11 protein-coding genes are annotated in these 12270 nt (G+C 62.0%); 4 read left to right on the forward strand and 7 right to left on the reverse strand.

The genetic code is table 11. From position 1 onward, the window contains the following. Nucleotides 1–110: 110 nt before the first annotated feature. The 4 genes from ACFUOZ_RS18105 to ACFUOZ_RS18120 all read right to left on the reverse strand — a co-directional run bounded on the left by ACFUOZ_RS18105 (nt 111) and on the right by ACFUOZ_RS18120 (nt 2678). Nucleotides 111–641, reverse strand: coding sequence for a hypothetical protein (locus ACFUOZ_RS18105; protein WP_377550626.1), 531 nt, complete (start codon nt 639–641; stop codon nt 111–113). Beyond that, on the reverse strand, nt 638–907 hold the full coding sequence (locus ACFUOZ_RS18110; protein ID WP_377550628.1) for a DUF1778 domain-containing protein: 270 nt from the start codon (nt 905–907) through the stop codon (nt 638–640). Before ACFUOZ_RS18110 ends, ACFUOZ_RS18105 begins: the two co-directional genes overlap by 4 nt. Before the next feature lie 152 nt (nt 908–1059). Then, the gene (locus ACFUOZ_RS18115; RefSeq protein ID WP_377550630.1) at nt 1060–2304 is read right to left on the reverse strand and encodes a flavin-containing monooxygenase; all 1245 of its coding nucleotides are present in this window, start codon (nt 2302–2304) and stop codon (nt 1060–1062) included. 50 nt (nt 2305–2354) lie between these two features. Further along, nucleotides 2355–2678 carry a hypothetical protein gene (locus ACFUOZ_RS18120; RefSeq protein ID WP_377550632.1) on the reverse strand — a complete coding sequence of 108 codons (324 nt, stop codon included), beginning with the start codon at nt 2676–2678 and terminating at the stop codon, nt 2355–2357. Nucleotides 2679–3040: 362 nt separating this feature from the next. Between ACFUOZ_RS18120 and ACFUOZ_RS18125 the strand changes: the two genes are divergently transcribed. From ACFUOZ_RS18125 to ACFUOZ_RS18135, 3 genes are all read left to right on the forward strand, one after another. Then, complete coding sequence (locus ACFUOZ_RS18125; protein ID WP_011773907.1) at nt 3041–3244, forward strand: cold-shock protein; 204 nt, start codon at nt 3041–3043, stop codon at nt 3242–3244. A 497-nt stretch (nt 3245–3741) separates the two neighbouring features. Further along, entirely contained in the window at nt 3742–6192 is a 2451-nt protein-coding gene (locus ACFUOZ_RS18130) for a LuxR C-terminal-related transcriptional regulator (protein ID WP_377550634.1), read from the forward strand. Between the two features lie 75 nt (nt 6193–6267). Beyond that, on the forward strand, nt 6268–7518 hold the full coding sequence (locus tag ACFUOZ_RS18135) for an APC family permease (protein ID WP_377550636.1): 1251 nt from the start codon (nt 6268–6270) through the stop codon (nt 7516–7518). A gap of 247 nt (nt 7519–7765) precedes the next feature. Here the strand turns inward: ACFUOZ_RS18135 and ACFUOZ_RS18140 are convergent, their stop codons facing one another. Beyond that, nucleotides 7766–8206, reverse strand: coding sequence for a hypothetical protein (locus ACFUOZ_RS18140; RefSeq protein ID WP_377550638.1), 441 nt, complete (start codon nt 8204–8206; stop codon nt 7766–7768). Between the two features lie 187 nt (nt 8207–8393). On the opposite strand from ACFUOZ_RS18140, the gene ACFUOZ_RS18145 reads away from it, so the two are divergent. Then, on the forward strand, nt 8394–9647 hold the full coding sequence (locus ACFUOZ_RS18145) for a plasmid pRiA4b ORF-3 family protein (protein WP_377550640.1): 1254 nt from the start codon (nt 8394–8396) through the stop codon (nt 9645–9647). 4 nt (nt 9648–9651) lie between these two features. On the opposite strand, the gene ACFUOZ_RS18150 is transcribed toward ACFUOZ_RS18145, so the two are convergent. Next, nucleotides 9652–11034, reverse strand: a complete 1383-nt coding sequence (locus ACFUOZ_RS18150; protein ID WP_377550642.1) for a UDP-glucose dehydrogenase family protein — start codon at nt 11032–11034, stop codon at nt 9652–9654. Then, on the reverse strand, nt 11031–12200 hold the full coding sequence (locus ACFUOZ_RS18155; protein ID WP_377550644.1) for a glycosyltransferase family 4 protein: 1170 nt from the start codon (nt 12198–12200) through the stop codon (nt 11031–11033). Before ACFUOZ_RS18155 ends, ACFUOZ_RS18150 begins: the two co-directional genes overlap by 4 nt. Between the last annotated feature and the right edge of the window lie 70 nt (nt 12201–12270).

Consider the following 12270-nt stretch of genomic DNA (forward strand, 5'->3'; position numbering starts at 1 on the left):
CGTTAGCAGCAACGCCCTCTGTTCATAATCAGGACCGCATCAACGTCAATCCCCAGTAACCCGGCCCGCCACATACTCCGCGTCCAGTGGTGAGGCCGGATCGGCCTGCTCTAGCTATCCACTAGATACTTGTATGCCGTCGCAACCTTCATATAGAGGCGGAGATTATCTCCCCCTGTCGATATGAAACCATGGCGGGAGTACCAGCCGATCAGTCCAGAATTGTCGGCGTCGACCACTATGACTTGCCCCCCTCCCAGCGAAGCCGCCTCAACGATCGTTTCGAGGGCGGCCCGTAGCAGTTGCCACCCCCATTGCCTTTCAGCGTCACCACGAAGAGAACGGTCCAGGGCCAGCTTTACCAACAGCCATGCCGGGGTGCTCCGAAGCAGGTTTCGTTGTATCGGCTTGGGCATGTCATCGCGGACCACCAGTGTGGGACAAATGGCGAAGTACCCTACAACTTTCTGCTCGGTTGAGGTTCGGCTCTCAATGAGGACGTAGACCATGCTGGCGCCCGACTCCATGGACTTGGAGGCGTGTTGGGTAAGCCACAGGTTGTAGCCCTCTTCGCCGCAGTCGAAGGCCCCCAGATCAAATCCGGGGGCCAACTTGACTACGGAATAGCTTGGCTGAGTCATCGACGGATCAGTCTCGGGAGCCTGGACAGATTTTCCAGTTCCGCAGAGTCATCGGGAACATCCAGTGAAGCCATCATGGCGTCAAAAACCTCCGGCGCCATGAGAGTGGTATCCGCGCGAGCGACTACACGTTCTGCGGCTTGTCGTGCAGCGTTGGTGACGAACGCTGTCTTTGAGACGTGTAGAAGATCGGCGGCCTCAGAGATCAGTTGGTCCGTGCTCTCGTCCGTGCGCAGCTCGAGTCGTCTGCTTTTTGGGAGCCCCATAATTCCTACCTCCAGCTCTGAGTGTACGGCATTTGTACGGTGCCGCGTAAGGGCTAGTGGCCTGTCAGGTTGGCCGTGGCAAGCCTCGCTAGCGCCCACTCCCAGCCGATCAGCTCCTGCTCTAACCGCGACGTGCAGCGAGCCTTATGCCGTCAATCCCCAGTAACCCGCCCCGCCACGTACTCTGCGTCCAGCCCCACGCCTCCAACAATCGACGAGTAGTGCCGGGTCAACCAAGGCAGCCCCACCACATACAGCCCAGGAAACTCCGTGACTCCGCGTGAGTGCTTCGGATAGCCCCACTCGTCCACAAGGGGCAGGTCCACGAACCCAAAGTCCAGCTGGTAACCCGAGGCCCACAGAACCGACGTAATGCCCGCCTCCGCAAGGCTCACTCGCGACGGCTCCGCAGGCAGCCAGTCATCGGCCTCCAAAGGTTCCTGGGCGGGAGCATCGATCCCCGCCGCCGCGATGTAAGCATCAATCGCTTTGCCTGTCCGCTGTCCAAACGCGGACTCAACGGCTGCGAGGCGTTCGGGGAGGTCGTCGCTAAAGGTGAGGTCGCCGTCGTCGATTGCTTCAAGGTGACCGTGCAGGTGCATGCCGCCGCGGCCGAGTTTGCGGAGGTGGATGCTGTGGCCGCCGTCGGTGCCGGATAGCAAGGGATTGGGCGCAAACCGCAACGCGGGGGAGGGCAGGGCCTCGCGGGTGAGGGCGTGGATGCCGTAGTCGGGTCCGTGTTTGCCGGTTTCGAGCATCCAGTAGATGAGGTCGTGGCCGCGGTATCGGCGGGGCGCCTCGGGGACGATGGAGACGGCGAGGTGCACGTCGCGGCCGGCGTCGTGGAGTTCCTCGGCGATTTGCCCGCCCGACTGCCCGGTCCGCACGATCAACACGGCGCCGTCGGGCAGTTGCTCAGGATTGCGGTAGTCGTGCGTGTGCAGCTGGGTCACGCCCGGCGGCAGCTTTGCGGAGACGGCTGGCGTCTTGGGGACCTGATACGCGCCCGTCGCCAACACCACCTTCCCGGCGCGCACACTGCCCAGCGACGTCTCCAGCAGGAACCCGCCGTCCGGCGCGGCTGACAAGCGAGTCACATCGACGCCGGTATGAATCGGCGCGGCAACCAGCTCCGCATAGTGCCTGAAAAGGTTCACCGCAGCGTCCCGGGGGATGAACGCGTCCCGGTCGCCGCCGTCGAACGGCATCCCCGGAAGGTCCAGCGAAAGGTTGGGCGTGTTCATGTAAAAGCCGTCCCAGCGGTCCTGAAACGCCCCGCCCAAAGTATCCCGCCGCTCCAAAACCTGATGCTCCACGCCCAACTGCGACAGCCAGTAACTCGTGGTGAGGCCTGCTTGGCCTGCGCCGATGACTACCGTGTCCGGGATGCGTCCCATGAAGTGGACTTTACGCCCGGGCATGGCACGCGGACAGGGGATCGTGGACCCTAAATCTGTTGGCCACGCCCCGGTTTTTCAAGCAGTTCGCAGAGCACAGCCTCCACCTCCGGCCCGATCGACGGTCCCTGACCGCCGAGCTCGAACAGAGGCAAGTAGCCCATGTGGCGGGCCGCGTGGTTCGCCATGGTGAGGGGCCCGACGTCGGCAGTCGACAATGGTTCGCCGCGCAGCAGGCGCCGTGCACCGCGCTCGCAGCCGGAGATCTGCATGATCACCTTCAGGTCAAAGTCCCGCAGCACATGACCGGTACCGAAGCTCCTGAGGGTGGGAGCGGACAGCGGTCCGCCACGCGGGATTTCGTTGGTACTCAATGTGGCTGGCCCCCTCGGCGCTCGCAGTGCTCCTGTAGGAGGAGTGCGGGGCGAGTCCGGGTCGTGACGCGAATGCCGTCATATCTTGCAGCCTCGGATCACTTATCAGAGGCTCCGGAGAAGGCCTGGGACTGTGCGCATTGCGGCCTTCCTTGCAACATCCGATGGATTAAACATTTCCCAGCACTAGCCATACGCTCGAATCCCTGTAGACTTGACGGTGTTGTTGTGTTTGGCATTTGGTAGTTCAGGCAGTCCCGCGATCCCTCCGGATCGCGACCTTCTGAAGTAACGGTGGAGAACACCCCACACCGGAGACCCGAAAGTCGGGAGCATCTCCACCTTCAGTAAGGACTGAAAAAATGGCTACAGGTACCGTGAAATGGTTCAACTCCGAAAAGGGCTTCGGCTTCATCTCTCCTGAAGATGGCAGCCAGGACGTTTTCGCTCACTACTCTGCGATCAACTCCTCGGGTTACCGCTCCCTCGAAGAGAACCAGAAGGTTTCCTTCGACGTCGAGCAGGGCCCCAAGGGTCCCCAGGCAGTAAACATCCAGGCTATCTAGTCTTCGGATAACGCAAAAAGCAGGGCCGGTCACTGACCGGCCCTGCTTTTTTGTCGCCCTCATTTGGGAATATGTGTACTAGTTCCCAAAACTTCCTTCGAACACATATCCACATAGCGAATTACACCCATGTAATTCTCCCCGCGCAGACCGTAGCGTCGATAACAAGAGACCATGACGCAAGGGGTACCGATGACCTGCCCGAACACCAAATACCAGCGCGAAGTACGTCGCCACCACCTAGATGATGCCGCCAACCAGCCGACTTGGCCCCAATTACCACCTAGATTTGGCCGATCTCGCCTGTGCAAGGCATTTTCAACACCTAGTCCGCTGTTCAAGATCTAGCCTGCGAGGTGAGCCGAATGTCGGTCATGCAGAAAAGCAGAAGGTTGGATCGGGTGTTCGATATAGAGGTTCAGCGCGTCCTGGACTATATAGCGCACGGCATTGGTGTGCGCATAGTTGGGGTACCTGGCAGTGGCAAAAGCTCTGTAGTGCGCAACGTCGTCACCAACCTCGAGAAATCGGGCGCGACTGTCCACGTCATCGCTGGTCTCCGGACCCACAAGAACATCCCTTACTCGGCCATCAAGAGTCTGGGACTGGACCTGCGTCCAGGCCGCAGCGGCGTGCTGGATCTGGCTGACGTCCTTTCGAGCCGCTTGGCCGTGAGCGGCAAACACGTCCTGGTAGTGGATGACATCCACTTTGTAGATAGCGAATCGCTGGCAGTTCTGGAAGCCGTCCGCAGCCGTTCCAGCAGCCCGTTGGTCGCCACGGCTCCGGAGACGCTCAACTTCTCAAAGGGCCAACTCGCTGTCCTCAACCACGGGCGGGAAGCCGTCCTCCAGCTGGACCCGCTTCACTACGAGCAAGTCCACACCCTCCTCTCGCAAGTCCTGGGTGGATCAGCCGACGCCGACACCACAGCGCGGATTCTCACCAAAGCTGCCGGAAACCCACGGCTCATAGTGAAGATCGCAGAGACCGCATCGCTAAGCGATCTGTTGGTCAGGCGCGGCGGGATGTGGCGCATGACCGGTGAGACGCTGTGGAGCGACCATCTGCGCGGAACCATCGAGGCCTTGTTGGCGGAGCTCACCGCGGACGAGTTCACGGGCTTGAACACGATGGCCATTCTGGGTACGGCCCGCATCGATGTTCTACAGAAGATCGTGCACCCCGACGTTCTGGATGCGCTTGAGCGCAAGGGGCTGCTGTCCGTTATGGACGATCACCACAACGGACCCACGGCGGCGGTCAGCCCGCCTGTCGTGGCAGATTATTTCCGCGGCCAGAAATCCCTGAGGGATAGGCACCTGCTGCGAAGCAGGATTGCTGGTGTGCTGGAGACAACGCCACCGGCCGCAGTTACCTTTACCACCGCCGACTGTCTTTCCCGTGTGCTCACCTCACTCCGCCGGGAGCGGAGCAGCGATGACGCCATCACAGCCAGGCACTTTCATGAACACAGCACGGTCCGTGAGCGGACGCGGTTTGAACGGTGGGAAGCCGACAAATCGGTCGCCAATGCGGCCGCGCTGCTGCGCATCTATTGGGGCGCACCTGTGGACGTGAAGCGCGCCCAGCGCGTCTGTACAGAAACATCAACCAACGACGCCGACTCTTCGGACCTGCTGTTGTTTACCATCTCCAAGGCCCTCCTCGCCATCAACACGGGCAGGGGTTTGAACGCTGGTGTCGAGGTGCTCAGGAACTTGAGTGAAGCGCATCCAGGACTAAAGGCCGGCGCTGACGCTGCAATGCTGTTCTTCAGTGGATCCCACGGTCGTGTCCCCCCGACCCGGCTTGAGGCGGGAGCAGACCAGGTGCCGGGGATCGGCAAGCTGATCGAAGGCCTGATGCATCTTTACCGCCTCAATCCGACGATGGCCCTGAAGGTCATCAAGGACGCGAAAGACGACGAGACTTTCCCGCACTTACGACCCTTCATCAATGGATTCTCACTCTTTGCCGATGGCAGGATCGACGAATCGCTGGTGTTCGCGTTGGACTGGCGTGCCGAAGCCCGCAAAAACCTCGACCAATTTGGAGTCGTCACCAGCAGTTACATCGCGGTGCACGGGCTGCTCTACCGTGGCTACTTCGAGGAAGCCGAATACTTGATGAGCAGCGTGTTCGCGATGGGCCGGCCTGGGTTCGTGGTGGACGTACTCTACGACGCCATGCTGCGTCTCGCAGGCCTGCGGCACGCCACGTCCTCGTCGGCGCCGGAACTGTCCATCGCCACCCAGGCACGGTCGGAAGTGCCCGACGTCGGCCCGTTGCCGGGGGTGGGTAAAGGGGCTTACGTGCTGGTAACCAGCAGAAACGCACACGCTGCGGGTTTTGACCGGCGGGCCTCACAGCTGATCAAACGCCAGCTTAAGAGCGGATACATTCTGGAAGGAATGATGACCGCGATGCTCTGCACCTGTCTGAGTCCGGGGCGACCCGTGCTGGACCTGCTGAAAAAGATTCTCAGGAAAAGCAACATCACCGTTCACGGACAGTTTCTGGCCATTGCAACTGCTGTCGTGGAGGGAGACCATGAGTTGCTCAGCGCTTTGTTGAAGAACTACGAACCGGACATCGACCTGTACCAGGTTGGCATGTTGCTCCAGAGCGGCCTCAAACGCCAGGTTCTGGAAGGCAACCCTGACACTGCGGAGTTTCTGGCGACGGCGTCCTCACAGTTCGCGGCCAGCTTCCCGGCTGCTTTTGAACCGGTCTCCCTCAGCGCGGTTAAATCGCTGCTCCTCACGGACCGGGAAACCGAAATAGCCGTGCTGGCCGGATACCGCTCCAACGTGGAAATAGCCGAACAACTCGGCATCAGTGCCAGAACCGTCGAGAACCACATTTCCAACGCTTTGCGAAAGACCGGTGCAACTTCGCGCAATAGTCTCTTCATCCTCGCCAGGAATTCACTGCCGCCCGAGTAACGCTGGATATGCTGTCAGCGTCCCTCTCCCGGCGCTCACCCAAGTGCCGGGAGCCCTGATGCTGAAAGGGCCTTTGTGAACCAGCCACCCACGTTGGCCAGACGTCTTGGTACCTTCGACGCATCCTTGATCGGCCTGGGGTCCATGATCGGTGCTGGTGTCTTCGCCGCGTTTACTCCTGCAGCCGCGGCTGCAGGTTCGGGGCTGTTGATCGGGCTGGTCGTGGCTGCCTTCGTGGCCTTCTGCAACGCCACCTCGTCAGCCCAGCTGGCGGCCGCCTACCCCACATCCGGCGGAACATACGTGTACGGTCGCGAACGGCTGGGGCCCTGGCCCGGGTTCCTTGCCGGCTGGGGATTTGTCATCGGCAAGACGGCCAGCGCCGCAGCCATGGCAATGACGTTCGCCGCCTATGCTGCCCCGCAAGGTTGGGAACGCCCGGTGGCGATTGCCGCCGTCGTACTTCTTACCGCTGTGAACTATCACGGCGTGACCCGAACCGCGGGTCTGACGCGTGTGCTGGTGATCGCTGTGCTGGCTGCCCTGGCCGTCTCGCTGACTGCTGTGTGGGGTGGCTCGGGGCCCGACTTTGGCAACGTGCTTGGCGAGGGACTGCTCGCGCAGGGCTGGTACGGCGTCCTGCAATCGGCGGGGCTGTTGTTCTTTGCCTTTGCGGGGTATGCGCGCATTGCGACCATGGGAGAAGAAGTGCGGGAACCGCGCAGGACCATCCCACGCGCCATAATAATCGCTTTGTCTATTTCCGTGGTTCTGTACGCAGCCGTAGCTATCACCCTGCTCGCGGCGCTCGACCCCGACGGCGTGGCCGGAAACCCGACGCCGTTGGCCGCTGCCGTCGAAAACGGGTCGCTGGCATGGGCCGCGCCAGTGGTTCGCGTCGGTGCAGCCGTTGCGTCGCTGGGGGCGCTCTTGGCTCTGGTCGCCGGCCTTGGCCGAACCAGCTTGGCCATGGCCCGCGAACATGACTTGCCGCATGCCCTCGCCGCGGTGCATCCCAAGTACAAGGTTCCGCATAAAGCCGAGATCACCATCGGTGCGGTGATCTGTGTGGTCATTGCCGTGGCAGACCTACGTGGGGCAATTGGCTTCTCATCCTTCGGGGTGTTGCTCTACTACCTGGTGGCAAACATTGCCGCGTTCACGCAGCCCGCTGAAGATCGCCGCTACCCGAAAGCACTCCAGGTGGCAGGCGCCATTGCGTGCGTGGTTCTGGTGACCACCTTGCCGCCCTTGTCCGTGGGGTTGGGTGTCCTGATGTTCGCCGTCGGGATCCTTTACCGTTTTCTGCGGCTGCGCCGGAACTGATTCAACGGCTGAACCGGCAGGCTGGGCACGACCCCACCCGGGGGTAGTCAGGTGGAGCCGTGCCGTAGTGCCGCCTACGTCTGGAGCGGGTGGGGTTACCCGCCGGACATCGGGATCCCCGCTCCGGAGGCACATAGGAAGACTATGGGCGAATTTCGGCCTCTAGGTGCTCAAACTCCAAAACTAGGTGGTGCGCGGACGCGTTCATCCCCAAAAAGGCCCAAAAATGAGTGGTGACTGTGCCCGTCTAGGTGTTGGCCCGGCGTCGCGCGTTCCTGCGCTCCACCGATTCCATGAACGTGACGATGCTGGCGAGCGTGACGGCAATTGAACACGTCACCGCCATCGCCGTAGGGGTTTCCTGAAACGGAACCACCAACAGAGGGCTGAGCATCATGGCGTTTCCCATGGCCGACGCCGTGAACACGCAGGCTTTCAGCAGCAGGCACTTGAGCGGATCCATGATCATCATGGCCACCGGTGCAACCACACCCAACGCCATGGTGAGTACTACCGCCGTCGTCCGTAAGTCTGAGGGGTCCAGCACCTTCAGCCCCTCAGGCGGCGGCGCTGTGCCAAGTAGCGTGGCTGCTATAGCCGAACAGACGGCAACCACGCAGGTCAGGATTCGAAGTGCGGCTGGGTAGAAGTGCGTGATCACAGGCAAGTCCTCGTCGTTCGTTGGCACTACCCCCGGATATAGGGGTAGTGCCCCAAAGGGCGAATGTGTGACGCTGTTTTCGGGGGCCTACTTTGGACGTCCCGTTCACCGAAACTGCACGACGCATGTCCGTCCGGGACGGCAGCAACCCCGCCCCTAACGTGACCAGGGTGCTGAAATCCTGTCGGGCCAATCAACTGGCAGAATGGCGGTTATGCAGCCATCCACCACCGTCGCGGCCATCGAGCTGCGCATTTCCATCAGCGAGACTGAACCCCTGATCTGGCGGCAACTCGTCCTTCCGGAGTCTTCTACCGTTGCCGAGCTGCATGAGGCTATCCAATGCGCCTTCGGATGGAAGAACTCGCATCTATACGCCTTGGCGGGCCACAACAAGTCCGGCAAGAAGCGCCTGATTTTCGCGCTCGACGACGGCGATGGCCCCGCAGGCGCTGAAGTGGCAGCTAACGTGCGGCTGCTGGAGCTGTTCGATCCTGCCGCTGTGGGCTTGTCTGATCTTGAGTATGAATACGACTTCGGCGACAGCTGGACCCACGAGATTGAGGTTGTGGGACAGGCTGTCTTGCAGAAGCCGGCGATCACCTGCGTGGCTGGGGCGATGCGCGGCCCTGTCGAGGACTCCGGGGGAGTGCAGGGGTACGCCAACGTGGTTCGAGTCGTTGGCACTCCGGGGCATCCCGAGCACCGGGAAGCCGTGGAATGGCTGGAGTTCGTGACCCAGGAGGGCATCTCAAAGTTCGATCCAGGTGCTTTTGATATGGCGGCCATCAACCGTCAGTTGGAACTATTGGCGCGGCGGTTGTGGCCGGCGGAGACCACAGAGGCCGACATCGAATTCGTCCTGGGACCGATCCTTTGGTTCTTGAATGAAGCAAACCCGGACGGGCTGCCGCTGACGACGGCGGGCTACCTAAAGCCCGTGGTGGTCAAGAGGGCAATGGCAGACCTCGAATGGACCGAACCTTGGCAGGGGAGCGTTTCGACCGAGAGCCATGCTGCACCCGTTCGGGTGGTACGCGAACGGCTTCAGGAATGGAAACTTCTACGCAAAAGCAAGGACAAGCTTCTCCTGACGCCAGCGGGTCGAAAGCTCGTGAACAAACCCGCAATGCTCTGGCACTATATCGCTGACCGTTTGGCATCGCCTGGGCACCCAGGCGTACAAATTGGAACACAGCTCAAAGTGCACTGGGAGTTGACGGGAAGCTATCCGCCCATGGGCCTCAGGGACGAGGTGATTCAGCTTGCGCTCCACGAGCACGGTTTACGAACAGTAGCTGGAGCCGACATTCCGCTCGATTGGGCACGCGGCTTGAGGATTGATGTTCACCAGTCGTTCCTCTGCCTACGGCTCTGGAATACTAAGAAATGGGGGACAGATGAAAATGAATTGTCCCCCGCCGGGATAAATTTCCTGCTCGACGTTCAGAGTCGCTGGGGGGACTAACCAGCTACGCCCGAGCGTGCTTCTTCCTGTCGGCAGGCTTGGGAGCGTTGCTGGCTTCAAGCACAGCAGCTCCCGTTCCCAACCCGCGGACCGTCCACCCAGCACTCCGCCAAGCATCAGCGTTCAGGACGTTCCGAGCGTCCAGCACCATCCGGCGTCGTACGAGTGATCCCGCAACCGAAGGCGAGAGGGAGACGTATTCGTCCCATTCGGTGAGCAGCAGCACCAGCTCCGCGCCTTCCAGCGCGCGATTGGTGGAGGCTTCGAAGCGGATCTGCGGGTAGCGGATCCAGGCGTTGTTGATGGCCTTGGGGTCCGTGACAGTCACGTGCGCGCCGGCATCGGCGAGTTGCTGTGCGACGTCCAGGGCGGGGGAGTCGCGGATGTCGTCGGTGTCCGGCTTGAAAGCGGCCCCGAGGATGGTGACCGTGCGGCCGGACAGGAAGCCGCGGCACATGTCACGGGCGATCTCCACAGTGCGGGAACGCTGATCCAGGTTCACCGAATCCACCAACGCCATCCACTCATCCACGGAGGGCACATCCAGTTCACGCGCCTGCGCCCGGAACGACCGGATGTCCTTGGGCAGGCAACCGCCGCCAAAGCCCAGCCCCGCATGCAGATACCGGTTGCCGATGCGCGGGTCCAGGCCCATCGCCTCACTGAGTTCGCTGACGTCGGCGCCCGACGCGTCGCACAGCTCCGCCATCGCGTTGACGAAGCTGACTTTCGTGGCCAGGAACGCGTTCGACGCCGATTTGATCAGTTCCGCGGTCGCGAAATTGCAGACCAAACGCGGGATTCCGGCCGCAATCAGGGGCTCGTACACAGCATCCAGCACGGCAGTAACAGGTGCACCGGCAGCGGCGCCCTTTCCGCCCGGCACCCCATACACCAGCCGGTCGGGGACCAGCGAGTCCTTCACCGCGGTGCCCTGGCGCAGGAACTCCGGGTTCCAGCCGAGCAGCACGTCCGGCCGGCGGGCCAGGACCGAGCGGACGGTCTCCACCGTGCCAACCGGCACTGTTGATTTACCGACGACGGCGGCCCCCTTCGCCAGATGCGGCAGGAGGCTCCTCGTGGCGCCCATCAGGTAGGAGAGGTCCGCGGTGTCCGAAGTCTTGGACTGTGGTGTGCCCACGCAGAGGAAATGCACCTGCGCGTCCGCTGCCTCGGCGAAGTCCGTGGTGAACGCCAGCCGGCCCGTGGTGCGGCCATCCTTCAGGAGCTCATCGAGACCGGGTTCGTGGAAGGGAGCCAGCGCCTTGTTGAGCTGCTCCACCTTGGAGGAGTCGACGTCGATCCCCACCACGGTGTGGCCCATGGAGGCGAGCGTGGCGGCGTGGACTGCGCCGAGGTAGCCGCAGCCGATCACGGAAATCTTCATGAAGATGGTCCTTTGCTTGAGGTGAGTTCTGAATGGCCCGTTGCTTCGCTGGGCACGCCGGAGATGACGTCGTTGTAGTGACGAACCAACTCCGCGCTGAGCACCGGCCACGTCCGACCCTGAACCGAAGCGGTAGCTGCCGTTGCGAACGCGCGGCGCTTGGCGTCGTCGCCCATCAGGTCCTGGACGTAATCACGCAGTTGGGAGAGGTTGCCCGGTTCGTACAGCCAGCCGGTGCGCGAGTTTTCCACCAGATCCAAGGGGCCACCACGGCCAGTGGCCACCACCGGAACGCCGGACGCCATGGCCTCCTGGATGGTTTGGCAAAAAGTCTCGAACTCGCCGGGATGGACGAAAAGATCGAAGCCGGCCACAGCTTCCGCGAGGGCCTCGCCGCCCAGGAAGCCAGTGAAATGGGCCTGGGGAAGTGCGGACTGGAGTGCTTCGCGCTGCGGGCCATCACCAACGATGACCAGCTTGGTGTTCGGCACATCCGCCAGCACCGCGAGGTCCTCAACCTGCTTCTCGACGGCGAGCCGGCCGACGTAGCCGATGATGCGCTGACCCTCGGGCGCGACCGAGCTGCGCCACGCCGTCGAACGTTTCGCGGGATTGAAGCGCGCGGTATCCACACCGCGCCGCCACATGTCCACGCGAAGGATGCCGCGTCCGCGCAACTGGTTCAGCGCGAAGGTGGACGGCACCAAGGTGCGGGTGGCCAGGAGATGGATGTTGTCCACGCGGTTCCAGGCCCAGTTCTCCAGGAACGGCACACCGTAGCGGCCCGCGTAGCCGGGAACCTCGGTTTGGTAGATCGCGACAGTCGGGATGCCCAGCTGATGGGCGGCCTGCACGGCGCGCCAGCCGAGGACGAACGGTGAGGCAAGATGAACGACGTCGGGGGCGAAATCGGCAAGGATTCGCTTGACCCGATTCACACCACCCAACGCAACCCGCACATTCGTGTATCTGGCCAGCGGCACCGAGGGAAGCCGGTGCACATACGCACCCTTCTCGACGCTCGTAACATCAGTGTCCGACGTCGACGGCGCGATCACCATCACCTCGTCCCCGCGCTCTTGCAGATGCTCCAGCACCCGCAGTATCGAGTGGGTTACCCCATTCATCAGTGGCAGGAATGATTCGGCGACGATTGCGATCCTCACGCCTTCCACGGTGGTCGCGGCGGTTGGCTTACTGGGTGCGCGGGGGTGGCCGGTGGGGGAAGAGTTGGTT

Origin of the sequence: Paenarthrobacter sp. NPDC057355, assembly GCF_042667405.1 — a bacterium.
GTDB lineage: Bacteria > Actinomycetota > Actinomycetes > Actinomycetales > Micrococcaceae > Arthrobacter.